26 protein-coding genes are annotated in these 25,025 nt (G+C 60.4%); 9 read left to right on the plus strand and 17 right to left on the minus strand.

From position 1 onward, the window contains the following. The coding region (locus BM062_RS25770) for a hypothetical protein (protein WP_217647553.1) at positions 1 to 462 on the plus strand (462 nt) is incomplete at its 5' end. On the opposite strand, the gene BM062_RS02445 is transcribed toward BM062_RS25770, so the two are convergent. From BM062_RS02445 to argA, 3 genes are all read right to left on the minus strand, one after another. Next, complete coding sequence (locus BM062_RS02445; protein ID WP_092392752.1) at positions 395 to 3,157, minus strand: M16 family metallopeptidase; 2,763 nt, start codon at positions 3,155 to 3,157, stop codon at positions 395 to 397. The genes BM062_RS25770 and BM062_RS02445 overlap by 68 nt on opposite strands. 197 nt (positions 3,158 to 3,354) lie before the next feature. Next, positions 3,355 to 3,627 carry an oxidative damage protection protein gene (locus tag BM062_RS02450; RefSeq protein ID WP_038487255.1) on the minus strand — a complete coding sequence of 91 codons (273 nt, stop codon included), beginning with the start codon at positions 3,625 to 3,627 and terminating at the stop codon, positions 3,355 to 3,357. A gap of 120 nt (positions 3,628 to 3,747) precedes the next feature. Next, positions 3,748 to 5,058 (minus strand): amino-acid N-acetyltransferase, encoded by a 1,311-nt coding sequence (gene argA / locus BM062_RS02455; protein ID WP_092393506.1) that lies wholly within the window; start codon positions 5,056 to 5,058, stop codon positions 3,748 to 3,750. A 172-nt stretch (positions 5,059 to 5,230) separates the two neighbouring features. On the opposite strand from argA, the gene BM062_RS02460 reads away from it, so the two are divergent. Continuing rightward, entirely contained in the window at positions 5,231 to 5,740 is a 510-nt protein-coding gene (locus BM062_RS02460; RefSeq protein ID WP_139219972.1) for a hypothetical protein, read from the plus strand. A 21-nt stretch (positions 5,741 to 5,761) separates the two neighbouring features. Here BM062_RS02460 and BM062_RS02465 read toward each other — a convergent pair whose 3' ends face one another. Together BM062_RS02465 and BM062_RS02470 are read right to left on the minus strand one after the other, a co-directional pair. Next, on the minus strand, positions 5,762 to 6,106 hold the full coding sequence (locus BM062_RS02465) for a copper-binding protein (RefSeq protein WP_254784876.1): 345 nt from the start codon (positions 6,104 to 6,106) through the stop codon (positions 5,762 to 5,764). 340 nt (positions 6,107 to 6,446) lie between these two features. After that, a complete protein-coding gene (locus BM062_RS02470) occupies positions 6,447 to 7,571 on the minus strand; it encodes an MFS transporter (protein WP_092393512.1) in 1,125 nt (374 codons plus the stop codon). Positions 7,572 to 7,803: 232 nt separating this feature from the next. Here BM062_RS02470 and BM062_RS26165 point away from each other — a divergent pair, with 232 nt between their 5' ends. Beyond that, complete coding sequence (locus BM062_RS26165) at positions 7,804 to 8,397, plus strand: glycine zipper 2TM domain-containing protein (RefSeq protein ID WP_092392756.1); 594 nt, start codon at positions 7,804 to 7,806, stop codon at positions 8,395 to 8,397. A 69-nt stretch (positions 8,398 to 8,466) separates the two neighbouring features. Here BM062_RS26165 and BM062_RS02480 read toward each other — a convergent pair whose 3' ends face one another. From BM062_RS02480 to BM062_RS02510, 7 genes are all read right to left on the minus strand, one after another. Beyond that, positions 8,467 to 8,814 carry a copper-binding protein gene (locus BM062_RS02480; protein WP_092392758.1) on the minus strand — a complete coding sequence of 116 codons (348 nt, stop codon included), beginning with the start codon at positions 8,812 to 8,814 and terminating at the stop codon, positions 8,467 to 8,469. Between the two features lie 26 nt (positions 8,815 to 8,840). Next, positions 8,841 to 9,326 (minus strand): cupredoxin domain-containing protein, encoded by a 486-nt coding sequence (locus BM062_RS02485; protein ID WP_092392760.1) that lies wholly within the window; start codon positions 9,324 to 9,326, stop codon positions 8,841 to 8,843. A gap of 42 nt (positions 9,327 to 9,368) precedes the next feature. Beyond that, the gene (locus tag BM062_RS02490; protein WP_092392762.1) at positions 9,369 to 10,760 is read right to left on the minus strand and encodes a multicopper oxidase family protein; all 1,392 of its coding nucleotides are present in this window, start codon (positions 10,758 to 10,760) and stop codon (positions 9,369 to 9,371) included. 33 nt (positions 10,761 to 10,793) lie between these two features. Further along, positions 10,794 to 12,209 carry a TolC family protein gene (locus tag BM062_RS02495; RefSeq protein ID WP_092392764.1) on the minus strand — a complete coding sequence of 472 codons (1,416 nt, stop codon included), beginning with the start codon at positions 12,207 to 12,209 and terminating at the stop codon, positions 10,794 to 10,796. Positions 12,210 to 12,337: 128 nt separating this feature from the next. After that, positions 12,338 to 12,769 (minus strand): hypothetical protein, encoded by a 432-nt coding sequence (locus BM062_RS02500; protein WP_092392766.1) that lies wholly within the window; start codon positions 12,767 to 12,769, stop codon positions 12,338 to 12,340. A gap of 47 nt (positions 12,770 to 12,816) precedes the next feature. Beyond that, complete coding sequence (cueR, locus tag BM062_RS02505; protein WP_092392768.1) at positions 12,817 to 13,206, minus strand: Cu(I)-responsive transcriptional regulator; 390 nt, start codon at positions 13,204 to 13,206, stop codon at positions 12,817 to 12,819. A 4-nt stretch (positions 13,207 to 13,210) separates the two neighbouring features. Then, positions 13,211 to 15,637 (minus strand): heavy metal translocating P-type ATPase, encoded by a 2,427-nt coding sequence (locus BM062_RS02510; protein ID WP_092392770.1) that lies wholly within the window; start codon positions 15,635 to 15,637, stop codon positions 13,211 to 13,213. A gap of 201 nt (positions 15,638 to 15,838) precedes the next feature. Here BM062_RS02510 and BM062_RS02515 point away from each other — a divergent pair, with 201 nt between their 5' ends. Both BM062_RS02515 and BM062_RS02520 read left to right on the plus strand, forming a co-directional pair. Further along, positions 15,839 to 16,444 (plus strand): amino acid synthesis family protein, encoded by a 606-nt coding sequence (locus BM062_RS02515; protein WP_092392772.1) that lies wholly within the window; start codon positions 15,839 to 15,841, stop codon positions 16,442 to 16,444. A 112-nt stretch (positions 16,445 to 16,556) separates the two neighbouring features. After that, a complete protein-coding gene (locus BM062_RS02520) occupies positions 16,557 to 16,754 on the plus strand; it encodes a heavy-metal-associated domain-containing protein (RefSeq protein ID WP_092392774.1) in 198 nt (65 codons plus the stop codon). A gap of 92 nt (positions 16,755 to 16,846) precedes the next feature. Here the strand turns inward: BM062_RS02520 and BM062_RS02525 are convergent, their stop codons facing one another. Genes BM062_RS02525 through BM062_RS02535 form a run of 3 tightly spaced genes read right to left on the minus strand, consistent with a single transcriptional unit; the run spans position 16,847 to position 19,508 of the window. Beyond that, positions 16,847 to 17,515, minus strand: coding sequence for an alpha/beta hydrolase (locus BM062_RS02525; protein ID WP_092392776.1), 669 nt, complete (start codon positions 17,513 to 17,515; stop codon positions 16,847 to 16,849). 48 nt (positions 17,516 to 17,563) lie between these two features. Further along, on the minus strand, positions 17,564 to 18,529 hold the full coding sequence (locus BM062_RS02530; RefSeq protein ID WP_092392778.1) for an MBL fold metallo-hydrolase: 966 nt from the start codon (positions 18,527 to 18,529) through the stop codon (positions 17,564 to 17,566). Continuing rightward, on the minus strand, positions 18,522 to 19,508 hold the full coding sequence (locus BM062_RS02535) for a TRAP transporter substrate-binding protein (protein ID WP_092393515.1): 987 nt from the start codon (positions 19,506 to 19,508) through the stop codon (positions 18,522 to 18,524). Before BM062_RS02535 ends, BM062_RS02530 begins: the two co-directional genes overlap by 8 nt. 306 nt (positions 19,509 to 19,814) lie before the next feature. On the opposite strand from BM062_RS02535, the gene BM062_RS02540 reads away from it, so the two are divergent. After that, positions 19,815 to 20,450 (plus strand): hypothetical protein, encoded by a 636-nt coding sequence (locus BM062_RS02540; RefSeq protein WP_139219974.1) that lies wholly within the window; start codon positions 19,815 to 19,817, stop codon positions 20,448 to 20,450. A gap of 3 nt (positions 20,451 to 20,453) precedes the next feature. On the opposite strand, the gene mog is transcribed toward BM062_RS02540, so the two are convergent. Both mog and yjgA read right to left on the minus strand, forming a co-directional pair. Continuing rightward, the gene (gene mog, locus BM062_RS02545; protein ID WP_092392782.1) at positions 20,454 to 21,086 is read right to left on the minus strand and encodes a molybdopterin adenylyltransferase; all 633 of its coding nucleotides are present in this window, start codon (positions 21,084 to 21,086) and stop codon (positions 20,454 to 20,456) included. Positions 21,087 to 21,090: 4 nt separating this feature from the next. Next, positions 21,091 to 21,681 (minus strand): ribosome biogenesis factor YjgA, encoded by a 591-nt coding sequence (gene yjgA / locus BM062_RS02550; protein ID WP_092392784.1) that lies wholly within the window; start codon positions 21,679 to 21,681, stop codon positions 21,091 to 21,093. Positions 21,682 to 21,757: 76 nt separating this feature from the next. Here yjgA and pmbA point away from each other — a divergent pair, with 76 nt between their 5' ends. The 3 genes from pmbA to BM062_RS02565 all read left to right on the plus strand — a co-directional run bounded on the left by pmbA (position 21,758) and on the right by BM062_RS02565 (position 24,986). Then, the gene (pmbA, locus tag BM062_RS02555; RefSeq protein ID WP_092392785.1) at positions 21,758 to 23,122 is read left to right on the plus strand and encodes a metalloprotease PmbA; all 1,365 of its coding nucleotides are present in this window, start codon (positions 21,758 to 21,760) and stop codon (positions 23,120 to 23,122) included. 98 nt (positions 23,123 to 23,220) lie between these two features. Then, positions 23,221 to 24,408, plus strand: a complete 1,188-nt coding sequence (locus tag BM062_RS02560) for an AAA family ATPase (RefSeq protein ID WP_092392787.1) — start codon at positions 23,221 to 23,223, stop codon at positions 24,406 to 24,408. An 8-nt stretch (positions 24,409 to 24,416) separates the two neighbouring features. After that, entirely contained in the window at positions 24,417 to 24,986 is a 570-nt protein-coding gene (locus tag BM062_RS02565) for a DUF4276 family protein (protein WP_254784878.1), read from the plus strand. The last annotated feature ends 39 nt before the right edge of the window (positions 24,987 to 25,025 follow it).

Below are 25,025 nucleotides of genomic sequence, written 5' to 3' on the forward strand. Positions count from 1 at the left end.
GCCGGGGGTAGCCCGGCAGCTAGTCACTTTTCTTGCTTCGCCAAGAAAAGTAACCAAAAGAAGGCGACCGCAAAGCCGTTGCCCTCCCTTCGGTCGGGTCCCCAAATGAGCCAGCAGTCAGCCGGGTGGGAAGACAAACTCGCTTCGCTCAAACATGTCTTCCCACAATTCCCGGCTGACCGTTGTCTCATTTGGCAACGTCCCAATGCGGAATTCAAAAGCAACCCCAACGTCAAAAACAACTTCAACGTCAAAAACAACTTCAACGTCAAAAACAACTTCAGCCCCAACTTCAACGGCAACTTCAAAAGCAACGTCAACACCAAAAAAAACCGCTGCAGTACTCGCTATCAATTCGGCGAGTACTGCAGCGGTTTTGCGGGGTTGCTAGTTCTTACTGCTTCGCCGCCACAGCAGCATTTGCCTTGGCCTTCGCTTCATCCCGCACGATCACCACGCTGATACGGGCTGGGTCGATGTATTTGCGGAAAGCGGCGTTGACCTGTTCTACCGTCAAGGCGCTGATCTTGCCTTCTACCTGTTTGCTCCAGGCGAAGGTGCGGTCGATGTCCAGCAGCCTGGCCCAGCCGGCGCTGAGGGCGCTGTCTTGGGCGCGGGCGTTCTGGTTTTCCTGCAGGATGCCGGATTTGGCGCGGGCCAGTTCTTCGGCGCTGAAACCTTCCTTCAATGCGCGCGCCAGTTCTTCCTTGACTGCAAGGTCGACCTTGCCCAGGTTTTGCGGGGCGGCGATAGCCTGCACCGAGAACCTGCCGGCGCGGCTGATGGAGCTGATGTCGAGCGACGAACCGATGCCGTAGGACAGGCCTTCTTTCTGGCGCACGCGGTCGATCAGGCGCGATTTCAGGCCGCCGCCGCCGAACAGGTAGTTGGCCACCATCATGGCCGGGTAGTCGGCGTCGTCGTCGCGCATGTCCAGGTTCTGGCGCGCTACGTAAAAGCCGTTTTCCTTGTCCGGCGAGTTGATGGTCTTCTGCAGCGGCGCGACGTCGAAATTCTGGCGGATCACACGCTGGTAAGGCGCTGCGCTTTTCCAATCGCCGAATTCTTCCTGGACCACCTTGGTGACGGCGGCGACGTCGAAATCGCCGACGATCGCCAGCTCGCCTTGCGAGGCGCCGTAGAAGTCGTGGTGGAAGGCGCTGACCTCAGCCAGCTGGGTGGCCTGGATCGCCGCAATCTGCTGGTCCACGGTCTGCGCCGCCAGCCAGTGGCCTTGCGGATATTTGTTGAAATGCTGGGCGATAGCCTCGGCGGCCAGCGTATTCGGCTCGTTGCGCGACGCTTCCAGCCCGACCAGGGCTTCCTTGCGCAGGCGTTCGTATTCGGCCGGATCCAGGCGCGGCTGCTTGAGCACGCTGGCGGCCAGCTTCAGGGCTGCCGGCAGGTTGCTGCGCGTGGTCTGGAATTGGGTCGGGCTGCCGCTGATCTTCAGCTTGGAAAACGCGTCGGCCAACTGTTCGCGCGTCAGCGTGGCGGTGCCGCGCATCAGCATCGCGTCCATCAATTCGGAAGCAGTCTTTTTCCCGAACAGGGTTTTTTCATCGCCCCATTGCAGGTTCAGCTTGACCGTGACGGTTTCGCCGCGTGTCTTTTTCGGCAGCAGCGCGAGCTTCAGTCCACCCACCTGCGAACGCTGGGTGCGGGCGTCGATATTGGCTTGCGACGGATCGAAAACTTCGCCGTCAGCGACCGCCTGCTGCGGCTTGTAGTCCTTGAACAGTGCGGACAGGCTTGGCGCGGCAGGAACGTCGGCGCGCTGCAGCTGGTCTTCCGGCAGGAACAGGCCGACCGTGCGGTTGTCGCGGGTGAAGTAGTGCGCCGCCGCTGCCGCTACTTGCGCGGAGGTGACCTTGTTGGAACGGTCGCGGCCCAGGAACAGCAAGCGCCAGTCGCCCAGCGCGATGGTGCCGGACATGGCGACGCCGACTTTCTGCGGATCGTTCAGCAGCTTTTCGAAGCTGTTGGCGTTGTCCAGGCGCACGCGCTCCATTTCTTCAGGAGTCGGCGGGATTTTGGCGAATTGTTCGACGCCCTCGATCAAAGCCTGCCGGACCGGTTCGATCGGCTCGCCTTTCTTGACGACCGCCGCGATGATCTCCAGGCCCGGTGCATAACCGGTCATTTCATAGTTGAATATGGCAGTAGCCTTGCCGGTTTCCACCAGCGATTTGTGCAGGCGGCCGTTGGGCGTGTCGGCCAGGATCGTGCCGGCGTAGGACAGGGCGTCGCTGTCGGCATGCAGTTCACTCGGAATCTTGTAGGCAACGGCAACGATCTGCACGTCGCCCTGGCGCCGCACGGTGACGCTGCGTTCGCCGTCCTGGGTCGGTTCCACGGTCCAGAAATCGCGCATCTTGCGGGTCGGCTTGGGCAGCTTGCCGAAAGCCTGGCTGACCCAGGCCAGGGTCTTGGCCGAATCGAATTTGCCGGCGATCAGCAGCACCGCGTTGTCGGGCTGGTAGTAGGTGCGGTAGAAGGCTTGCAGGTTTTCTATCTTGACGTTTTCGATATCGCTGCGGTTGCCGATGGTCGGCTTGCCGTAGTTGTGCCAGTCGTAAGCCACGCCTTGCAGGCGCTTGAACAGGACGCCATACGGCGAATTTTCGCCTTGTTCGTATTCGTTGCGCACCACCGTCATTTCGCTATCCAGGTCTTTCCTGGCGATGAACGAATGCAGCATACGGTCGGCTTCCATGTCGATCGCCCATTTCAGGTTGTCGTCGCCGGCCTGGAAGATTTCATAGTAGTTGGTGCGGTCGAGGTTGGTGGTGCCGTTGAACGACATGCCGCGCTGGCTGAAATCCTTGGGAATCGCAGGGTGGCTAGGGGTGCCCTTGAACATCAAATGTTCCAGCAGGTGCGCCATGCCGGTTTCGCCGTAGTTCTCGAAACGCGAACCGACCAGGTAAGTCGTGTTGACGGTTACCGTGGGCTTGGAGGCGTCAGGGAACAGCAAGACCTTGAAGCCGTTGGCGAACTGGTATTCGGTGATGCCTTCGGCCGACGGGCCCTGGGTCACGCCGGCCGGCAGCGCGGTCGCCGCCTCGGCGACGCCGGTGAAGCCGATGCCGCAGGCAGCGGCCAGCACATAAGACAGCAAGCGGTTGGACCAGGAACGTTTACGGAATAGATGCATGAAATTTCCGATCTGTGAAGAAAAGAATCAACTAAAAAGCGGACGAAAATGTGCGCATATCCGGCGAAGGATAGTCACTTGGATCTGGTGTGGGGCTACAGCGCATGGGCCGCGACAGGGTGCTACCTCCAGGCAAATTAATCTTGCTTATTTTGCCACAGAGGTAGATGGGAAGAGAGATATTCTGGAGAGGCAGCTTATTCGGTCGGCGGCACGTAGCCGGTAGCAGCATCGGCGCCATCGCCGAAGAAATGCTTTTCCATCTGCGCCGCCAGGTACTTGCGGGCGCGCACATCGGCCAGGTTCAGGCGGTTTTCATTGACCAGCATGGTCTGGTGCTTGAGCCAGCCGGCCCAGGCTTCTTTCGAGACGCTTTCATAGATGCGCTTGCCCAGTTCGCCTGGATACGGCGGGAAGTCCAGTCCTTCCGCTTCTTTGTCTAGCTTGATGCAATGGATGGTGCGTGCCATGGTTTTTCCTTGTAGATATTGCGGGCCGTGCTGCCACAGGCCCGCTTGTAAGATCGGTTGAATAGAGGATAGTTCGCCGAGCGCCGGATCGTGACAGGGGCTTGAATTGGGGCGTTGATTTTATAGGGTCTTGATCAATACCAGCGATTTCCGTTGCCAGTTATACATGTGCTGGCGATCCTTGGGCAGGTCGTCGACGGTGGCATGGACGAAGCCGCGCCGCAGGAACCAGTGCGAAGTGCGGGTGGTCAGCACGAACAGCTTGGTGAAGCCGGCGGCGCGGGCCCGGCTTTCCATGTGTTTCAGGATGCGCTCGCCGTCGCCTTGCGCCTGCACTTCCGGATTGACCGTGAGGCAGGCCATTTCCGCCATTTTTTCGGTCGGGAAAGGATACAGGGCAGCGCAGCCGAAGATCACGCCGTCATGCTCGATCACCGAGAAATAGTGGATTTCGCGTTCGATCAGTTCGCGCCCGCGCTTGACCAGGGTGCCGTCGTTTTCCAGCGGTTCGATCAGCTTCAGGATGCCGCCTACGTCTTCAATCGTGGCTTCGCGCAGGCTTTCCAGGTTTTCGTAGGAAATCATGGTGCCCACGCCATCATGGGTAAACAGTTCCAGCAGGACCGAACCGTCGGTGGCGAACGGCACCACGTGGGCGCGCGGCACGCCGGCGTTACAGGCCTTGATCGCGTGCTGCAGGTAGAAGGCCGAATCGGCTGGCAGGCAGCCGCTGTCCAGCACCGCTTGCGCCTGGTGCGAAGACAGTTCGCGGATTTCGGTTTCGCCGGCGTCTTTCATCAACGGCGTTTCGCTGATGAAAATCAGCTTTTCGGCGCGCAGCGAAATCGCCGCCGCCACCGCCACGTCTTCCATGGTCAGGTTGAACGCTTCGCCGGTCGGTGAGAAACCCAGCGGCGACAGCAGCACCAGGCCGCCGGCGTTGAGGATCGGATGGATGGTGTCGTAGTCGATCTTGCGCACCACGCCGGTCAGCTGCAGGTCGGCGCCGTCGATCACGCCGAGCGGACGGGCAGTGACAAAGTTGCCTGAAATGATACGGATCGCAGCGTGCGCCATCGGCGTGTTGGGGAGGCCCTGGCTGAAAGCAGCTTCGATATCCAGGCGCAGTTCGCCGGCGGCTTCCTTGGCGCATTCCAGCGCGGCGGTGTCGGTAATCCGCAAGCCGTTGTGGAAGCGCGCTTCCACATTGCGCAGCGCCAGCTGTTCTTCGACCTGCGGCCGGGAGCCGTGCACGATCACTACCTTGATGCCTAGCGCATGCAGCAGCGACAGGTCTTGCGCCAGCACAGGCAGGGCGCCGGCGGTGACCAGTTCGCCCGGGAACGCGACCACGAAGGTCTTGCCGCGAAAGGCGTGGATATAGGGCGCGACCGAGCGCAGCCATTGTACGAATTCGTTGGGATTTTCCATTTCGCACATTATATACGGGATAAATGCAGGATAAATACAGGACATCGCATCGGCTGCAGGGATTCCGCGCTTTGCCGGCAGTTTTATTGCCGGCGTAGGGTGGGCGCAACGCGCCTGCCAGCTTTCGACGCTGCAAAACCGTCCGCGGTGCGATAATCCGGCCATGACAAACATGATGACAACACCGTCCATTACCGTGGAATTCGAAGCGGGCGACGTACAACAGCTGCTGCAGCACGCCGAAGCAGCGACCGCGCACCTGCCCTGCATGGGCGACCAGTTTGTCGCCAAATATTATGCCGGCGGCAAAGTGATCACCAGGAACGACTGGCCGGACATCAGCCAGATCGATGTCGAGAAGATCCCGCCGGCACTGTTCCTGGTCAACGATTCCTTCCTGATGAGCAATGGCATTGATCCTCTGCAGGCCATCGCCTGCGTATACAAGAACGGCCATGTGGCATCCGAGCAGCAGAACGAAAGCGACGCCTTTGCACTAGGCTCGGAAGAGCTGCCGACCGTGACCCGGATCCTGGCCAGGGATTTTGCCGGTATCGAGACTGCGCAGAAAATCCGCATCACTTTCCAGCACGATCCGCGCAAGGGGCCGCTGGTTTCATTGGAAGTGATCCAGCCAGACGGCGAAGCGGGAGCAGCCCGGATAGTCAACCGCCGTCCTTGAGAACGGCGATCCAGGGGGATATCAGCTGGCCAGCTCCAGGCTGACTATGGTCAGCGCGCCTTCGACCTTGTCGATGGCGAACCGAACCTTGTCGCCGGGCTTGAACTGCGCCAGCATGGCCGGGTCGCCAGCCTTGAACAGCATGGTCATGGCGGGCATGCCGAAATTCGGGATTTGTTCGTGCTTGAGGGTGATCTTGCCGGCGCCGGCGTCGATCTTGAGGATTTCGCCGCTCACCATCGGCAGGGCGATCTGGTCCGCCGGGGTGGTCTGCATTTCGGTGGTGTCGCTGGTGCTGGCCATACTGGTCAGGGGCAGGCCGACGATCAGCGTGGTGAGGATGACGATTATCTGCAGGTATTGCATGGTCAGGGTCCTTTAAACTGCGCGATTCAATATCGCATTAATATCGCATTGCTAGGATGGCATAGGGCTTTCCGGGAATGATTTATGGCATATGCGGGCGACCGGGCGCTTATCAAGCGTCGCCCTGAGGTATCGATACTCGGGTATGCGAGGTAAAAAGTACCGGTTTTTTACAGCTCGTTACGAAATGCCCGAATGTTATTTTTTAAACATTCGCGGGTTTGGCGAGTTTGCGCGGAAGGCGCCTTATTTTTCCGGTACGTTGATCTTGCTGGTCGGACCCTATGCCGACATCACGGCTGGATCGCGATGCCTTGACAGGCGCATCCGCGGTGCAGGATCAGTTGCCGGTGCGCTTGATTGTCCCGGTGAGGCCGGCAAGCGCGGCCACGCAAAAACCTGCGCCGGCAAAGAAAGTGAAAGATGCTCCTAGCCTGTCCCATAACAGGCCAGCCAGGGCGCTTGCCAGCAGCATCGCGATTCCACTCACCAGGTTGAAGAAGCCATACGCGGTGCCGCGCAGGTCGGCTGGTGCGGCGTGCGCCACCATCGCCGCCAGCAGGCCTTGCGTGATGCCCATATGGAGGCCCCAAAGAGCGACGCCGGCCAATACTACGCCCCAATGGCTGCTGCTTGCCAGAACCAGGTCGGCCAAGATAAGAACGATCAAACCCAGGGCCAGCAGCGTTCGGTGATTCATCTTGTCCGAGAGCCTGCCGAACGGATACGCAGACAGGGCATAAATCACGTTCATCGCCACCATGACCAGTGGCACCAGCGCCAGCGGAATGCCGCCCTGTTGCGCACGCAACACCAGGAACGCTTCGCTGAACCGGGCTAGCGTGAATACCGCGCCGATGCCGACTACCCACCAGTAAGAGGCGCCAAGCCGTTTCAGGTTTTCACGCCGGATCGGGTTGCTGCGCCTTTCCGCTTTCTCAGGTTCTGGCTCGCGCAAACCGAGGAAAAGCAGCATTACCGCCATCAAGCCGGGAATGACCGCGAGCCAGAACACTGCCCGGAAATCGTTGGCCCAGAGAAGCATCAGGCCGACCGCCAGCAAGGGACCAAGAAATGCGCCGACGGTATCGAGCGACTGGCGCAGGCCGAATGCCGCTCCCCGCAATTGCGGCGGGGTGATGTCTGCTACCAAGGCATCCCTTGGCGCGCCGCGTATGCCCTTGCCCATGCGATCCAGGAGACGGGCTGAAAGCACCATGCCCATCCCTGGAGCAAGGGCAAACAGCGGTTTGCTAAGCGCCCCCAGGGCATAGCCAAACACCGCGAGTCCTTTGCGCTTGCCCAGGTAGTCGCTCAAGGTCCCGGAAAACACCTTGACGATCAAGGCTGTGGCTTCCGCGAGCCCCTCCACCAGCCCCACCGACAGGGCGCTGGCGCCGAGCGCGGTGACCATGAACAGCGGCAGCAGGCTATGGATCATTTCGGAAGAAATATCCATCAGCATGCTGACGAATCCAAGTACCCATACTCCGGCCGGAATCTGGTACAGGACGGTTTTCCCGATATTTATTTTCAAGTCAGTGCTCCTGAGAGGACAAGCGAGACTGGAAGCCGGTTCCAGCCTGGCCAAGGCTACACCATGTTTCAATTCGAAACATCTGATACACAATCCGTATGTGCTGTCCGCAAGGCCGTGAGTAGAATCAACTCAACATCAACGGTCTAAGGAGAATCAAATGGAAGCCAGCACAACCACCGCACGTTTGCACCCATTGGTCGCCGGCGCCGCCGGCTCGCTCATCTTGGTGAGCTTGCTTGGCGTCGCGGCGATTACCGGTTTCCTGCCGAGTTCCCGCGGCACGCCGGCCGCGGCGCAATCTCCGGACATCGCACAGGCAGCGCAACAGCCGCTTGCCGGCAACGGCGTGGCAGCTCCGGCAGCCGGTGCTGCGGCAACCGGCGCCCCGGTATTGGTGCAGACGGCAAACGGCTATCAATACATGCAGCCGGTGGCGGCGCCTGCCGTGGCGGGATACCAGGTTGAACCGGCCAATCCTGCGCCCAAACAGAAAACCATTGTGCATCACGTGTATCGCACCAGCAGCCCATCGTATGCGCAGAATGCGCCAGCACCGCAGTACCAGGCCCCGGCTGAACCGGCCCGTCCGGCATCGCAGGTCAGCCCGTTGGGAATCGCTACCGGCGCGGTAGTCGGCGGCTTGCTGGGGAACCAGGTCGGCAGCGGCCGCGGCCGTACGCTGGCGACAGTTGCCGGGGTTGTCGGCGGCGGTTACCTGGGCAATACGGTTGCCAAGAATTACGGCTACTGATCCTGGAGCCGGCATCTGATAAAAGAGCCCAAAGAGCCCATGCGGGCTCTTTTTTTGTGCGGATGACTCTTACTCGACAACCTGCATTTTTGTGACGGTCAATGCGCCGTTGGCTTTTTCAGCGATGAAACCGATCTTGTCGCCCGGCTTCACCTGGTCCAGCAGCGCGGGATCGCTCACGCGGAAAACCATCGTCATCGGCGGCATGCCCAGGTTCGCCAAGGGGCCGTGCTTGATGGTGATCTTGCCGGCTTCCTTGTCGATTTTCCTGACTTCTCCGCTCGACATGGCCGCGGCATCGGCGGGCGCTGCGGTGGCCTCGGCCTGGCTTGCTTCTTGTGCGGTTGCGGAGGATGCGTGGAACGAGAGCGCCAGCGGCAACGCGCAGGCTGCAATTAAAATGGAACGGGTTTTCATGGGTTTCCTTTGTCTGGTGGACGAAATTATCTGACGACGATATGGCCGCGCATGCCGGCTTCAAAATGACCCGGCTGCAGGCAGGCGAAGTCGAACCTGCCGGCCTTGCTGAACTGCCATATCAATTCGCCGCTTTTACCTGGATCGAGCGATACCTGGTTAGGATCCGAGTGCTCCATTTCCGGGAATTTCTGCATCAGCGCGGCGTGTTCCTTCAATTCCTCGATGGATCCCAGCACCATTTCATGCTTGACCTTGCCGGAGTTCTTGACGATGAACCTGACGGTTTCGCCGCGCTTGATCGAGATGGCGGCCGGCGTGAAGCGCATCGTGTCGTTCATGTCGATCTCCATGGTTTTCGATACTTTGCCGGGGTCGCCCGGTTTGCCCATCGACGACGCATGTTCGTCATGGGTTTGCGCCGCGCCGCTGCCGGCCTCGTCGCCGTGGGCGAGGGCGTTGGCTGACAACAGCGACAGGGCCAGGCTTGAGGCGATCAAAATGGATTTCATAAAAATTCCTTTCAGTTAAAAGAGAGTGTTGTGTTGCTTTGGTTAATGGTTGTCATGCGAGCTTGGCTTGATCACCTTCAGAACCTTTTCACCTGGCTTGGCCGCCATGCGCCTGGCGTCCGGGGCCCGGGCCGCCTCCGGCATGGCCGCAGCGCCGCCTTTCCATTCGTAGGCCAGGGTGCCGGCGGGGTGCTTGTACCAGCCGGGATCCTTGTAATCGTTGGCGGCGAGACCCTTGCGTACTTTCAGCGTGGTGAACATGCCGCCCATCTCGATGCCGCCGAACGGGCCGCTGCCGGTCATCATCGGCAGGGTGTTGTCCGGCAGCGGCATTTCCATCTCGCCCATGGCGCCGCCGGTTTCTCCCATCGCCATGTAGTCCGGCACCAGCTTGTTGATTTTTGCGAGGACGTCGCGCTGGTCGACGCCGATCATGGTCGGCACGTCATGGCCCATTGCATTCATGGTGTGGTGCGATTTGTGGCAATGGAAAGCCCAGTCGCCGAGTTCGGTGGCGTCGAATTCAATGGCGCGCATCTGGCCGACGGCGATGTCGGTGGTGACTTCCGGCCAGCGCGAAGCCGGCGGCGTCCAGCCGCCATCGGTGCCGGCGACCACGAATTCATGGCCGTGCAGGTGGATCGGATGGTTGGTCATGGTCAGGTTGCCGACGCGGATGCGCACCCGGTCGCCCTGGCTGCACACCATCGGGTCGATGCCGGGGAAGGCGCGGCTGTTGAAGGTCCACAGGTTGAAGTCGAGCATGGTGCTGGTTTTCGGCGTGTAGCTGCCGGGATCGATGTCGTAGGCATTCAGCAGGAAACAGAAATCGCGGTCAGCGCGATGCAGGCTGGGGTCTTTCGGATGCGTGATCCAGAAGCCCATCATGCCCATCGCCATCTGCGTCATTTCATCCGCATGCGGGTGGTACATGAAGGTGCCCGGGCGTTTTGCGATGAATTCGTAGACGAAGGTCTTGCCCGGCTGGATGCCCGGCTGGGTCAGGCCGGTGACGCCGTCCATGCCGTTCGGCAGCCGCTGGCCGTGCCAATGCACGCTGGTGTGCTCGGGCAGCTTGTTGGTGACGAAGATCCGTACCCGGTCGCCTTCGACTACCTCGATGGTCGGGCCTGGCGACTGGCCGTTATAGCCCCACAGGTTGGCTTTCATGCCCGGCGCGATTTCGCGCACCACCGGTTCGGCCACCAGGTGGAATTCCTTGACGCCGTTTTTCATGCGCCAGGGCAGGGTCCAGCCGTTCAGGGTGACCACCGGATTGTAGGGCCGTCCGTTGGGTGGAGAAAGCGGCGGCTGCGTCGCCGCGCCGGCCATCGTTACGGCTTCGGGCAGGGTTGCCGCACCGGTCCGGCTGACCAGGCTGGCGCCGATGGCGACAGCGCCGGCGCCGCTCATGAAATTTCTACGTGACACCATGATGTCTATCCTTGTATCTGCATTAAGCGTTGGTTAGTCGGCAGCGGCGGCGACGGAAGCGCCGGGTTTGCTGCCGGCCGCTGTCGATGAGCGGCCGGTTTGCGCCATTTTCAGCGCCGAGTCGGCGATCCAGAAATCGCGCAGCGCCTCGATGGCGCCATTGACGCTCCGGGCTTGCTCCCTGGCGTCTGCGAGCAACGTGAAAACGCCGATCAGCATGCCGTTGTAGCGCAGCATCTGTTCATCCGAGATGCGTTTCTTGAGCGGCACGATTTCATCGCGGTAGTGGCGCGCGATGTCGTAGGAGCTGCGGTAAGCGGCATACGCTTCCCGCACTTCGGAGCGGGCGTTGACGGCCAGTTCCGCCGAGCGGTTCACGGCTTCCATGTACAGCGCTTCGGCTTTCGCCACCCGTGCGCCGCCCCAGTCGAACAGCGGAATCTCGAGCTGGATCGAATAACCGTTCTCGCGCGACGGGCCCTGGTTGTAGTTGTTGTGCATCAGGCCAAGGTCGAGGATGTTGATGAAACGCGTCGCCTCGGTCAGCCCCAGGGAGCCGGCCAGGCCGGACAGCTCGCGCCTGGCCATCATGATGTCGAGCCGGTTTTGCATGGCTTGCACTTCTATGTCGGCGATCTCTTGCGGTGCTTTCGGCAAGTCCGGCAACCGCTCCGGCAACTGGAACGCGGCCTGCTTGCCCCACAGGCCGAGCAGGCGGGTCAGCTTTTCGCGTTCGGCTACCTGTGCTTGCGCCGCGCGCGCCAGCTGCACCGTGGCGTCGGCATGGAACGACTGCTCGCGCGCCTGTTCCAGCCTGCTCCAGTTGCCGGCCGCCGCCATCTTGCGCGCCAGTTCGGCGCCGGCCTCGGCGGAAACCTTGACCTGCTCCATGTATTTCACGGTTTCCTGCGCCGCCACGGCGGAGAAATAGGCGTGGCGGGTTTCGTCGGCGACCGCCAGTGCGTCGCCGGCGGCGCGGAATTGCGCCTGCTCGAAGCGGCGGCGCTCGATCTTGCTGGCGAACGGCATGGTCAGCAGGCTCATCACGGGCAGCATCAAGGAACGGTCGATTTCGATATCGCCGCCGCGGCGCAGGCGGCCGAAGGAAAACGACGGATTGGGGATGCGTCCGGCTTGCACCAGGTCCGCTTCAGCGATGCCCAGTCCGCTGTAGCTGGCTTGCAGGCCCTTGTTGTTGAGCAGCGCGATCTTGACTGCGTCGTCGACGCTCAGCGGCTTGGCCAGCAGCGGTGCGATGGTATCGGCGACGCTGGCGGCGTCGCCTTCCGACTTGACCCATTTGATATCCTGGCCGCTGCGTTCCTTGACCAGCGACTGGACCGGCGAGTAGCCGCCGTCCGGCGACAGCGAGGCGCAGCCGGCCAGGACGAGCGGAAGCAGCACAGTGGCGGCATGGATCGCGCGCCTCGTAGTGAGGGTAAAAATCATGGTGTCCTCGATGATGCAATACGAATGGAATGCGGACGCGCAGGCAGGTGCGTGCCGCAAGCGGCGGCAGGATTCAGGCGTTACGGCTGCAGGCGGCGATGGCCCTGGACCGGTGCTTCAATCCTGGATCAGATGGCGAGGGAATGCGGAGGCCGTTCGAGGCCTTCGGGGAAGTACGCGGTGAATTGCTGGTCTGGCTGCGCGCCTGTTTCCAGTCCGGCTGGCAGCGGCGCCACCGGATCAAGCGTAGCGGGAGCGCTGATGGCGCTGCTCAGGCAGCAGGATGCGCAGGCGCTGCATTTGCCTGCGCCGTTGTGGTGATGGGAGTCATTTGCAGGCGAATCGTTGCTTGAAGCCTGGGAAGCATCGGCGGCATGATGCTGGCCTGCCGCAAGCTGGTCATGATGATGGGCGTGCTGTCCCTGCGCCTGATGCATGTCGTGCTGGCTGGCCGGCTGATGCCCCGTGCCGCAATCGAGCATGGCGGACGATGCAAAGCCTTGCATGGGCAGAGCAAAGGCCAGGAGCCAGAGGATTGCGATCTTGAGGAAGCGGGACATGGACGCCAGTATAAGTCAGAAATAAAAGGCTAACAATGGAAGGGATGTCATTGCCGGGCAAGGCCTTCAAGGATAGGGCAATCCGGGCGGTCGTCGCCGTGGCAATGGCAGGCCAGCTGCTCCAGCGTCGCTTTCATGGCTTGCAGTTCCTTGATCTTGTCGTCCAGTTCAGTAATATGCGTCAGCGCCAGCTGCTTGACCTTGCTGCTGGGGCGCGACTGGTCCAGCCAGAGGCCGATCAGTTCGGCGATCTGTTTCATCGAGAATCCCAGCAGGCGGCCCTGGCGGATAAACCGCAGCAGGTGGATATCGCGCTCGGTATAAGTACGGTAGCCGCCGTCGCTGCGGCTGGCTTTCGGGATCAGGCCGGTTTCTTCGTAGTGCCGGATCATCTTGGCCGAGACGCCCGAGGCTTGCGCGGCATCGCCGATATTCATGGCGTTAGTCGACATGCGTGGTTTCCTTTGCAGAAGTAGGGCGCCAGCGGCGCAGCAGCAAAGCGTTGCTGACCACGCTGACGCTGCTGAACGCCATTGCCGCGCCGGCCAGCACCGGATTGAGGTAGCCCAGGGCCGCCAGCGGAATGCCGATCAGGTTGTAGATAAAGGCCCAGAACAGGTTCTGGCGAATCTTGCTGTAGGTGCGGCGCGAGATGTCGATCGCGTCCGCCACCAGGCCCGGATCGCCGCGCATCAGCGTGATGCCGGCGGCCTGCATGGCGACGTCGGTGCCGGTCGACATGGCGATGCCGACATCGGCGGCGGCCAGCGCCGGGGCATCGTTGATGCCGTCGCCGACCATGGCGACCACGGCGCCGCCGGCTTTAAGGTCGGTGATCACCCTGGCTTTCTCGGCCGGCAGGATTTCCGCGTGGATTTCGCTGATGCCCAGCTGGCGGCCGACGCTATCGGCGCTGCCGTGGTTATCGCCGCTCACCATGGCGACCCGCAGCGACAGGTGCTGCAGCTGCCTGATCGCGGCCTTGGCGGTTGGCTTGACCTCATCGCCAAAGGCCAGCAGGCCGGCCAGCGCGGGCGAGCCCTCGCTCCCTGCGGCGAGCCAGGATACGGTGCGGCCCTCGGCTTCCAGCTGCGCGGCCTGGCTCGCCTGTGGACCGAGGTCGACGCCCAGTTCCTGCATCCAGCGCGAACTGCCCAGGTAGCACTGGCGGGCGCCGACGCTGGCTTGTATCCCGCGCCCGGCGACGGCCTGCACCTTGCTGGCGGCGAGCACGGCCGGCAGTCCTTTTTGCTCGGCGGCGGCGATCACGGCGCGCGCCAGCGGATGTTCGCTGCCGCGTTGCACCGCCGCGGCCAGCGCCAGCAAATCATCGCTAGCATCCGGCGCGCTCGGCAACAAGGCCAGCAGCGCCGGATGGCCGATCGTCAGGGTCCCTGTCTTATCAAAAGCCACCACGCTGATGCGATGGGCGATTTCCAGCGCTTCGGCATCCTTGATCAGGATCCCGAAGCGGGCTGCGATGCCGGTGCCGGCCATGATCGCGGTCGGCGTCGCCAGCCCCAGCGCGCAAGGGCAGGCGATCACCAGCACGGCTACCGCGTTGAGCAAGGCTTGCTGCCAGTCGCCGCTGCCCAGGCCCCAGCCCAGCAAGGTGAGGGCGGCGATCAGCAGCACCACCGGCACGAACACCGCGCTGACCTGGTCCACCAGGCGCTGGATCGGCGCCTTGGCGGCCTGTGCGTGTTCCACCATGCGGATGATGCGCGCCAGCGTGGTTTCGGCGCCGATCTCCGTCGTGTTCACCAGCAGCAAGCCGGCGCCGTTGATGGCGCCAGCGGTTACCCGGTCGTGCTGCTGTTTTTCCACCGGCAGGCTTTCGCCGGTCAGCAGGGATTCGTCGACCTGGCTGCTGCCTTCCAGGACCGTGCCGTCGACGGCGATGCGTTCGCCGGCGCGCACCACCACGACATCGCCGAGTTGCAGGGCAGCGATGGCAATGTCGCGATCGACGCCGTCGCGCCGCACCGTGGCGCGTTCCGGCCGCAATGCATTGAGCGCCCGGATGGCGTCGGCAGTCTGGCGCTTGGCGCGGGTTTCCAGCCATTTGCCGAGCAGCACCAATGTGATGACCGCCGCCGACGCTTCAAAATACAGGTGCGCCATGGCGCCGTGCCCGGCCGCCAGCAGCAGGTACAGCGACAAGCCGTAGGCAGCGCTGGTGCCGAGCGCCACCAGCAGGTCCATGTTGCCGCTGCCGGCCTTGAGCGCGCGCCAGCCTGCCCGGTAGAAACGGGCGCCGAGCCAGAACTGCACCGGCGTCGCCAGCGCCAGCTGCCACCAGCCGGGCAGGGCCCAGCCGGCGCCGAACGGCATCAGCAGCATCGGCAGCACCAGCGGCAGGGTAAACAATGCCGCAACCGCGACTGGCCACCAGCTCGGCAATACGCTCTTGGCGGCCGATGCTTCTTGCGTCGATTTGGGCAGCGAAGCTTCATAACCCGCCGCCTTGACCGCAGCGATCAGCTTGTCGACCGGCACCACGCCGGCGATGCCCAAGGTAGCTTTTTCGCTGGCCAGGTTGACCGCCACGGTCTGCACGCCGGCCACCTTGAGCAAGGCTTTCTCGACCCTGCCGACGCAGGAAGCGCAGCTCATGCCTTCGATATCCAGAGTGATTTCCTGCTGCCTGACCTGGTAGCCGGCTTTTTCCACCGCGGCCACCAAGGGACCCACGGTGCTTGAGCCGTCGGCCTGCACGGTGGCCAGTTCGGTCGCCAGGTTGACGCTGACCTCGCGCACGCCGGCCACCTTGCGCAGCGCCTTTTCGACATGGGATACGCACGACGCGCAGCTCATGCCGTCTATCGGTAACTGGAATTCTGTCGCTGGGACTGCGCTGCTGCTCATGGCGGGCTCGGCCTGCAAAGTGGGGACAACTATATGATCCACCTTCCCATGATGGGAAGGTCAAGCACAATTTTAACAGGCCGCGTTTTGCGCTGCCAAAAGCTCTACCGCATATACGCAACGCGTTATACGGCAGGGGGCAGCGGCAAGTTAGGATTCCTGTCCGCTTGATTTTCTCCAACAACTTGCCAGGAAAGCATCATGACCAAACCAGCCAATTTCGAGAATTACCATATCCGCAAGTGGTACACCCAGGTCGACGATACCCTGGCCAACGAAAGCGGCGTTCTGGCCGACGGCAGCCCGCTGCGCAAGATCGTGATCGCCGCCGCGATCCACAATCCCTATGCCGGCCGTTTCAGCGACAGCCTGGAGCTGATCCTGGCCGATTCGCCGGCGCTGGGCCATGAGTTCGGCCGCCGCATCGTCGCCGCGCTGGGCCAGGACCAGGTGGAAAGTTACGGCAAGGCGTGCATCGTCGGCATCGGCGGCGAATACGAGCACGGCAACGCCTTCCTGACGCCGGCCATGGTGATGCCGATCCGCGAAGCCATCGGCGGCGGCAAGGCCTGGATCCCGTCTTCCGGCAAGCGCGGCGTGCCGGGCACCGAGCTCGATATCCCGTTGGCGCACAAGCATGCTTTGTACGTGCCGTCGCATTACGACACCGTCACCACCCGGTTTTTCGATGCGCCGAACGCCGATGAAGTCGTGGTGGCGTTCGCCGTGGCGACCCGCGGCCGCCTGCATGCGCGGCTGGGCGGTTTGAAAGCCAGTGAAATCGAAGGCAAGAACGGCTTGAACTAAGCGGTTTGCGGCGGGCGGCAGGGGATCTCGGTCATTTATTGCTGGTTGGTGCTTGACCTTGCTACGATGGGAAGGTTTATAGTTGAATCAGGTAACCAACGGAGCAACGGAAATGATCGAATTCAATGTGCAGGACATGACCTGCGGCCACTGCGCCGGCCGCATTACCAAAGCCATCAACGGCGTCGATGCAGACGCCAAGGTGGAGATCAAGATAGAAGGGCGGACGGTGTTGGTTGACAGCAAGGCGAGCGTGGCCGAACTGGCCGCAGCAATCAGCGATGCGGGATACACACCGAAAGTGGCTTGATATTTCCCCTCGATGAAAAAGCCGGGGGCGCCTGGCCCGCACAGCGGGCCAGGCGCCCCCGGCTTTTTTCATGACTTGGCCAGGCGTCGGGTTCAGGCCAGCACGCGGCGCAGCCAGTTGCCGATGTCGGCAACTTCTTCCGCGCACACCGAGTGCGGCATCATGTATTCATGCCATTCGACCTGGTAACCCAGCTGTGCCAGCAAGTCACGCGATTTTTCCGCGCGGTCGATCAGCACCACCGGATCGCCGCGGCCATGGGCCTGGAAAATCGGCGTGTGCTGGTTGGCGGCATGGCGTTCGGCGGCGGTCTTGTCGCTCAGCGGCAGGTAGCCGGACAGGCACATCAGGCCGGCCAGTTTTTGCGGATAACGCAAACCGGTCTGCAGCGCCATCGCGCAGCCTTGCGAGAACCCGGCAACCACGATCTTGTCGGCGGCGATGCCGAGCGCGATCTGCTGCGCGATCAAGGCTTCGATTTCGATTTGCGATTTGCGTAGTCCGGCTTCGTCTTCGCGCCGGATCAGGTCGGTGGTCAGGATGTCGTACCAGGCCGGCATCACGTAGCCGTTGTTGATGGTCACCGGGATGGCCGGCGCGCTCGGGAACACGAAGCGGATGCCGGGGCAGCCGTCCAGGTCCAGTTCTTTCACGATAGGAACGAAGTCGGAGCCGTCGGCGCCGAGGCCGTGCATCCAGATGACAGCCGCGGTTGGCGTTTCAGAAGTAGCGATTTCCAGGGTTTCGAGAGTGCTTGGCATGGGATGGTCCGGATAGAAAGATGGTTGGAAACTAGGGAAGCGATGGCGTCAGATCACCATCAGGTCTTTGCCGACGATGATTTCACCGCTGAATTGCTTGCGCGCCTCGGCCGACCACATGTCGTCGCTGATGGCCGGGTCGCCGCCGGGCACGAAATGGCTCAGCACCAGCGTCTTGACGCCGGCGCGCGCCGCTATCTGGCCGACCTGGGCGGTGCTGGTATGGCTCTTGACCAGGTGGTCGAGCAGGGTCGGCGCGTTGTCGACGGTCTTCATCAGTTTTTCCAGCGCCGGCAGGTACATGACTTCGTGCACCAGCACGTCGGCGCCCTTGGCCAGCTTGATCAGGTTCTCGCTGTAGGCGGTATCGCCGGAGAACACGACCGAGCGGTCCTTGGTGTCGAAACGATAGGCGAAGGCGGGCTTGAGCGTGTAGTGGTCGACCAGCGCGGCGGTCACCTTGACCTGGTCGTTTTCCATGACCACGCGCGGGCCGTCGAATTCGTGGGTGTTGATCAAGGGGCGCAATGGCGGCCGGCCTTCTTCCTGCATGCGGGTGGCGATGTCGATGGCGTTCATGTGGACAAAATCGTCCATCATCTGGCGCATTCCCGGCGGCCCGTACAGATGCACAGGCGTCGCCAGGCCGGTGGCCCAGGCCAGGAGCACCAGGTTGCCGAGGTCGGCATTGTGGTCGGAATGCTGGTGGGTCAGGAAAATATCGCGTATCTGCGGCAGCTTGATGCCAGCCTTGGTCAATTGCAGGGCGACGCCGTTGCCGCAGTCGACGACATATGGCTGTCCGTCTACCAGCAGCACATTGGCCGGCGCCGCGCGCAAGGCCGACGGCGTCGGTCCGCCCTTGGTGCCCAGCAGGATCAGTTGCGTGCCCTTGTTGGCGGCGGTCGTCTGCGCTTGCACCGCCGGTAGCCAGGGCAAGGCCGCGGCACTGCCCGCGGCCAGCGCGAGCCGCATGAAATCACGGCGCGAAGCGCGGGAGCGAGGCTCATTCATTGTCTGTTTTCCCCTTCAGGCACAGCCCGACGATATCGGCGGCGTTGGCTTTTTGCTGCCAGGCCGAGACCTGGTTTTTTGCGGCATTGCGCAGGCTGTCTTGTATCTCCTGGGCCGGCGCCAGGTCTAGCGTCATTTTATGGTCGCGCATGCGGCTGTAGTTGCCGGCGATGCGATCCTTGACGCTGCTCCAGGAGCCGGCGGCGGTGCGTTGGGCCGCTTCCGTCAGTATCGCCTGCTGTTCCGGTTTCAGCTGCTGCCAGACATCCTGGTTGATGACGGTGTAGCTCAGCGGGATGGAGTAGCTGACCGCGCTGAAATTGCGCAGCTGTTCCCACAGGCGGTTGCCGGCGCCGCCGTCGCCCGACGACAGCACCGCATTCAGTTCGCCGGCGGCCAGCTTGGCCGGGACTGCTGAAAACGGCAGGTTCACGCTTTGCGCGCCGACTTGTTCAAATACGGCGCGGCTGTTTTCATCGTAGGTGCGGATCCGCAGCGCCCGCAAGGCCGCCAGGCCGGTCAGCGGCGTGGCCGACCAGATGCCCGATGGCGGCCACGGCGTGACGTACAGCAGGTGTGCGTTGAGCTTGCGCAGGTGCTGCTCGGCTGCCGGCTGGGCGCAGCTGGCGAGCGCCCTGGCCTGGTCGAAGCTGCTGACCGTGAATGGCAGCGAGGACAGCAGGAAGAACGGATCGCTGGCGCCGACGATGCCGGCAAACAGCGTGGCCATTTCGACCTTGCCATCGCTGACGGCGCCGACCTGGGCGCTGCCCTTGAACGGGTTCTGGGTTTCCTGCAGGGTATCGATGGCGAGCGTGCCGCCGGCCAGCTGCTTGACGCTGGCCGCAAACTGCAAGTCGGCGGCAGCGGTGACCGAGGTCGCCGGATATTCGTTGATCAGGCGCAGGGCCTGGGTTTGCGCCAATAAAGGTGGGTTAAGCGCCAATGTCAGTAACGGCAGGAGCAAGGCTGTGATCATGCGAGATTTGGCAACGGCGGTTGGCAACATGATGCTGTTCGCTGAAAAATGGTTGGAGGACATCGAAGCTTGCTTAAAGATGGCGGAGCGTGCCCCTGCCGATAGGAGCAACAATATACCGGATACGCGCATTCGAAGCTATTTGGAAAGGTTCTCCGCTACGAATTTACGGTCAGCGTTGAATCAAGAGCCGAGGAATCCAGATTTTCGATTCAATCGTGTTTTTTGCGGGTTATAGTTGCCAGGCTCCTGGGGAGCAATATTTTTAACCAGAGTTTCACCGACTGCTATAGCTTGAGAGGCAAGATGAAATCATTGATGGTGGCGGTCCTTTATGTACTTCTTACGGGCCAGGCTCTCGCAGAAGAAGCTGAGGTCAAAGTTTTTGCAATTCAGGGAGAGCGTCTGCAATACCAGCCGCCTCAGGGCTGGAAAATCGCATATATGGAAGGGACGCCGGACGGCGATTATGTGATTGAGTACCTTCCTGATGGCGAAAATCTGGCGTCCTGGCGGACCGGTTATCTTTCGATACGCCGTAAATCCTTACCTTCTGAAAATATCATGGATCAGATCAAGGCCAAAAAACTGCATTTGCCGGCGTTGGTGGTGGCACAGTTGCAGCAAGATGCAAAGCAAGGATGCCAAGGAAAGTTTGAAGCCATGAGTCACCGCGACAATACATACAATAATTTATATTTTTCGGTAAGCGGCGGTTTTTGCGGCAAGTACGGCAGCGCAGCCCCATACGGCGAAGGCAGTATCGTTGCCGTTGTCGAAGCGAAGGCTAATTTTTTCACTATCCAGTATGGCTGGCGTCCCGTCAGCGATACTGACCTGAAAGATTATGCTTGGCGGATTACACCGGAAAACGCTGAGAAATATATCAAATCGATTATGCGAATGCGCGTTTGCGAAGATGCTGCGGCTTGCCAGCCTTAGAAATCACGGTAGCGGGTTTGCCGCAACTGTCGGGCGAATTGCAGATTTGGGCCGAAATGCCTTGCACAGCGCCTCGTTGGTTTCGATGTACGGACCGCCGATCAGGTCGATGCAGTAGGGCACGGCAGCGAAAATGCCGGATACCTTTTGTTTGCCGTCAGCGTCCTTCAAACCCTCCAGGGTTTCCTTGATAGCCTTCGGCTGGCCGGGCAGGTTCAAGATCAATGCTGCATGGTCGGCGCTTTCGCGGATCACCGCGACTTGCCGCGACAGGATCGCGGTAGGCACGAACTGCAGGCTGATCTGCCGCATCTGTTCGCCGAAGCCGGGCATTTCCTTGGTTGCCACCGCCAGGGTCGCTTCCGGCGTCACGTCGCGCCGCGCCGGACCGGTGCCGCCGGTAGTCAGCACCAGGTCGCAACGCTGCTGGTCCACCAGCTCGACCAGGGTTTGTTCGATCAGTGCGCGGTCGTCGGCGATCAGGCGGGTTTCTACTTGCCAGGGAGTGCTGAGAGCAGCCGCCAGCCAGTCTTGCAGGGCGGGGATGCCCTGGTCCTGGTAGACGCCGGCGCTGGCGCGATCGGAAATCGACACCAGGCCGATCTTCAGGCTTTGCTCAGGATTTGTTGTGCGCATTTTGTTAGTCTTGCTGGTCTTCGTCGTCCTGTTCGCTGTCGTCCGCTCCGGCACCGGGTTTCTGCAGCTGTTTCAGCAGCTGGAAGATTTCGCGGTAAGCCTTGGGCGGCTTGTTCTCCGCCTGTTCCTTGCGGCCGTTGCGGATCAGGGTGCGGATGTGCTGCACGTCCAGCTCAGGGTGTTGCGCCAGTAGTTCGGTCAGCGCGCCGTCGTCCTTCAGCAGGCGGTCGCGATGGCGCTCCAGCGCGTGCATGGCGGCGGTGTCGGCTTTCGACAAGCCTCTCCAGCTGTCCAGGGTTTTCTGGATCTCGGCGATTTCGTGCGGCTCCAGCGTACGCATTTTCTTGCCGACGTACTGGGTCTGGCGGCGGCGTCCTTCGTGGTCCTTGATCTGCTGGCATTCGAGGATGGCGTCGCGCACATCTTCCGGCATCGGCACCCGCTTGACGCGGTCGCGCGATTCGGCGATCAGCTCTTCGCCGAGCTTCTGCAGGGCAGTCATCTCGCGCTTGAGCTGGGACTTGGAGGGACGGTCGTATTCTTGTTCGAACTCGCTGGACTGAAAGCCGCAGGAGCCCCGGTTGGGATTTGGCATGATGTTAAGGGTACTTCCATACTGTAAACGACTGCTATGATAACCGTTTTATACCTTTTCCAAAGAAAACCGACCCATGAGCGACTCCGTATTTATCCATAGTCAAGAGCAATTGCAACAGTTGGCGCAGGATGTCTTGCGTTATGCGCGGGAAAAAGGCGCTTCCGGCGCCTCTGTCGAAATCAGCGAAGGCAGCGGCTTGTCGGTGGGCGTGCGCAAGGGCAGCGTCGAAACGATCGAGCAAAACAAGGACAAGGGCATGGGCGTCACCGTCTACCTGGGCGAGGAAGGCCATACCCGGCGCGGCAATGCCAGCACCTCCGATTTTTCGGCCAAAGCCCTGCAAGACACGGTGGAAGCGGCCTACAACATTGCCCGCTTTACCGCCGAGGACGATTGCGCCGGCTTGCCGGATGTTGATACATTGGAAATGAATCCGCTGGATTTGAAGCTGTGTTCGCCGTGGCTGATTTCGGCGGAAGAAGCTGTCGAACTGGCAAAACGTTGCGAAGCGGCAGCATTTGCCGTCGACAAGCGCATCACCAACAGCGAAGGCGCCGGCGTCTACGCCCAGCAATCGCACTTCGTCAGCGCCAATTCGCGCGGTTTCATGGGTGGTTATCCGTTTTCGCGGCACACCATTTCAGTCGCGCCTATCGCCGGCAAGGGCGGCAACATGCAGCGCGACGACTGGTATTCGTCGATGCGCGATCCGCGGCAGCTGGCCAAGCCGGAAGCGATCGGTCGTTACGCCGCAGAGCGCGCACTGGCGCGCCTGAACGCGCGCCAGCTGGATACCCGCAAATGCCCGGTGCTGTTCGAGGCGCCGCTGGCGGCCGGCCTGCTGGGGGCCTTCGTGCAGGCGGTGTCGGGCGGCGCGCTGTACCGCAAGTCGACCTTCTTGCTGGATACCCTGGGCAAACCGGTGTTTGCGCCGCATATCCAGATCGTGGAGGACCCGCACCTGATCGGCGCGGTCGGTTCTGCGCCGTTCGACGAGGAGGGCGTCAAGACGCAGAGGCGCGACGTGGTCAAGGACGGCGTGGTGCAGGGTTACTTCCTGTCGACCTATTCGGCGCGCAAGCTGGGCATGAAAACCACTGGCAATTCCGGCGGCTCGCATAACCTGAGCATGACTTCCTCGCTGACCAAATCCTCGGACAACTTCAAGGCGATGCTGAAAAAGCTCGATACCGGCCTGCTGGTGACCGAGCTGATGGGGCAGGGCGTCAACTACGTCACCGGCGACTATTCGCGCGGCGCTTCCGGCTACTGGGTAGAAAAGGGCGTGATCCAGTACCCGGTGGAGGAAATCACGATTGCCGGCAACATGAAAGACATGCTGGCGCAGATCGTCGCCATCGGCGCCGATTCGCTGATCCGCGGCACCAAGCAGACTGGTTCGGTGCTAATTGAATGCATGACGGTGGCTGGAAATTGAGAAAGTCGTGCGAGATTGGCGGCACAATTTGTGTGTTATGCGCTTATCCAATTTGATGAGCGCGATGCGTCATTTATTTAGCGACTTAGGGTACATCCATGAAAATTGAATCCATACGATTAAAAAATTTCAAAGCGTTTAAAGACGTACATCTTCAGGATATCCCGTCATTTTTGGTCGTGGTTGGCGCGAATGGCGCAGGTAAAACCACATTGTTTGACGTCTTTGGTTTTTTGCATGATTGTCTGAAAGGTAGTGTGAGGCAGGCCTTGGACAGTCGCGGTCGATTTAAAGAGGTGTTGAGTCGAGATAGTGATGGCGACACTATATTGATCGAAATTCAGTATCGCATGATGATTGCGGAGGTGGATCGACTGGTGACGTACTCATTGGAAATTGCGGAGAAGGACAATTCCCCTTTTATTAAGCGCGAGGTGCTTCGCTATAAACGTGGTCGCTACGGCAGTCCTTATCGCTTTCTCGACTTTGCCAATGGGGAGGGGTTCGCGATCACGAACGAGGGAGATTTCACTCTGTCGGACGATGAACTGACTCGCGAGAGGCAAAATGTTTCTCCTGATACTCTTGCAATTAAGGGATTGGGTCAATTTGAGCGATTTAAGGCAGCAAATGCATTTAGGCAGTTGATCGAGTCATGGCATGTGTCTGACTTCCACATAAATTCTGCGCGTGGTCGCAAAGAGGCCTCTGGGGATTCTGAGCATTTATCTGAAACAGGTGACAATTTACCGCTTGTTGCACGTTATCTCTATGAGGAACATCGGGAAACCTTTAAAAAAATACTAAAGACTATCGCTCGTCGTGTCCCTGGGGTAAGTGAGGTTGAGCCGCGGTTGATGGATGACGGATACTTGACTCTGCGATTTAAAGATGGCTCATTTAAAACCCCTTTTCTTGATCGCTATGTGTCGGATGGCACCATCAAGATGTTCGCATATCTGGTGTTGCTGTATGACCCAAAACCGCATCCCTTGTTGTGTGTCGAAGAGCCAGAAAATCAGTTGTACCCCAAGTTAATGTCTGAATTGGCTGAAGAGTTTCGTCAATATGCTGAACGAGGGGGGCAGGTCTTGGTATCTACGCACTCCCCCGATTTTTTGAATGCCGTTGAGCTAGATGAGGTGTGTTGGTTGGTTAAAATCAACGGCGCAACTGAGATTCGCCGCGCGAAAGATGACGCGCAAATTGCGCGGTATATGAGCGAGGGAGATCAAATGGGATATCTGTGGAAGCAAGGTTTTTTTGAGGGCGTTGACCCGAAATGAGAGAACTTGTGTTTTTGCTAGAAGAAGCTTCAGCCAAGGCAATGTTAGAAAGTTTGTTACCTCGCATTCTTGATCCGCAGATTGTGCCTCGACTGATTCCCTTTGAGGGGAAGCAGGATTTGGAAAAACAAATGGTCAAGCGCTTACGTCATTATTTGAATCCACATGCCAGATTTATTGTGATGAGAGATCAAGATAGTCATGCAGATTGCAAGGCATTGAAACGATTTCTTGTTAAGCAGTGTCGAGATGCGGGCAAGGATGCTGTTACTTTGGTGCGTATTGCGTGTCGGGAGCTCGAGGCTTTTTATCTGGCTGATCTTGCTGCGGTGGAGGTCGGGCTGGAGGTGAGGGGATTGGTCCGGCATCAGCAAAAAGCAAAATTTCGTCGACCAGACTTGCTCGGCTCCCCATCTGCGGAATTGGAGGAGTTAATCAAGAGGCGTTATCAAAAAGTAAGCGGTTCTAGGCAAATTGGCCAATATCTGGATTCGGAAAATGTTCGTTCGGATAGTTTTCGCAATCTAATTTCAGGAATTCGGCGTCTGGAACATCAGTTGTTGAAAATCCCTGATTGAGAATTGGCTTTGTCTAGAGGGGGTGTCCCCATCTGGTTC

It is taken from the genome of Collimonas sp. OK412 (assembly GCF_900112135.1).
Lineage (GTDB): Bacteria > Pseudomonadota > Gammaproteobacteria > Burkholderiales > Burkholderiaceae_D > Collimonas > Collimonas rhizosphaerae.

Coding starts and splice junctions, on each gene's coding strand:
- BM062_RS02445 (WP_092392752.1), bottom strand. CDS start 3,157: ATGCATCTATTCCGTAAACGTTCCTGGTCCAACCGCTTGCTGTCTTAT.
- BM062_RS02450 (WP_038487255.1), bottom strand. CDS start 3,627: ATGGCACGCACCATCCATTGCATCAAGCTAGACAAAGAAGCGGAAGGA.
- argA (WP_092393506.1), bottom strand. CDS start 5,058: ATGGAAAATCCCAACGAATTCGTACAATGGCTGCGCTCGGTCGCGCCC.
- BM062_RS02460 (WP_139219972.1), top strand. CDS start 5,231: ATGATGACAACACCGTCCATTACCGTGGAATTCGAAGCGGGCGACGTA.
- BM062_RS02465 (WP_254784876.1), bottom strand. CDS start 6,106: ATGCAATACCTGCAGATAATCGTCATCCTCACCACGCTGATCGTCGGC.
- BM062_RS02470 (WP_092393512.1), bottom strand. CDS start 7,571: ATGCTGATGGATATTTCTTCCGAAATGATCCATAGCCTGCTGCCGCTG.
- BM062_RS26165 (WP_092392756.1), top strand. CDS start 7,804: ATGGAAGCCAGCACAACCACCGCACGTTTGCACCCATTGGTCGCCGGC.
- BM062_RS02480 (WP_092392758.1), bottom strand. CDS start 8,814: ATGAAAACCCGTTCCATTTTAATTGCAGCCTGCGCGTTGCCGCTGGCG.
- BM062_RS02485 (WP_092392760.1), bottom strand. CDS start 9,326: ATGAAATCCATTTTGATCGCCTCAAGCCTGGCCCTGTCGCTGTTGTCA.
- BM062_RS02490 (WP_092392762.1), bottom strand. CDS start 10,760: ATGGTGTCACGTAGAAATTTCATGAGCGGCGCCGGCGCTGTCGCCATC.
- BM062_RS02495 (WP_092392764.1), bottom strand. CDS start 12,209: ATGATTTTTACCCTCACTACGAGGCGCGCGATCCATGCCGCCACTGTG.
- BM062_RS02500 (WP_092392766.1), bottom strand. CDS start 12,769: ATGTCCCGCTTCCTCAAGATCGCAATCCTCTGGCTCCTGGCCTTTGCT.
- cueR (WP_092392768.1), bottom strand. CDS start 13,206: ATGAATATCGGCGATGCCGCGCAAGCCTCGGGCGTCTCGGCCAAGATG.
- BM062_RS02510 (WP_092392770.1), bottom strand. CDS start 15,637: ATGAGCAGCAGCGCAGTCCCAGCGACAGAATTCCAGTTACCGATAGAC.
- BM062_RS02515 (WP_092392772.1), top strand. CDS start 15,839: ATGACCAAACCAGCCAATTTCGAGAATTACCATATCCGCAAGTGGTAC.
- BM062_RS02520 (WP_092392774.1), top strand. CDS start 16,557: ATGATCGAATTCAATGTGCAGGACATGACCTGCGGCCACTGCGCCGGC.
- BM062_RS02525 (WP_092392776.1), bottom strand. CDS start 17,515: ATGCCAAGCACTCTCGAAACCCTGGAAATCGCTACTTCTGAAACGCCA.
- BM062_RS02530 (WP_092392778.1), bottom strand. CDS start 18,529: ATGAATGAGCCTCGCTCCCGCGCTTCGCGCCGTGATTTCATGCGGCTC.
- BM062_RS02535 (WP_092393515.1), bottom strand. CDS start 19,508: ATGATCACAGCCTTGCTCCTGCCGTTACTGACATTGGCGCTTAACCCA.
- BM062_RS02540 (WP_139219974.1), top strand. CDS start 19,815: ATGAAATCATTGATGGTGGCGGTCCTTTATGTACTTCTTACGGGCCAG.
- mog (WP_092392782.1), bottom strand. CDS start 21,086: ATGCGCACAACAAATCCTGAGCAAAGCCTGAAGATCGGCCTGGTGTCG.
- yjgA (WP_092392784.1), bottom strand. CDS start 21,681: ATGCCAAATCCCAACCGGGGCTCCTGCGGCTTTCAGTCCAGCGAGTTC.
- pmbA (WP_092392785.1), top strand. CDS start 21,758: ATGAGCGACTCCGTATTTATCCATAGTCAAGAGCAATTGCAACAGTTG.
- BM062_RS02560 (WP_092392787.1), top strand. CDS start 23,221: ATGAAAATTGAATCCATACGATTAAAAAATTTCAAAGCGTTTAAAGAC.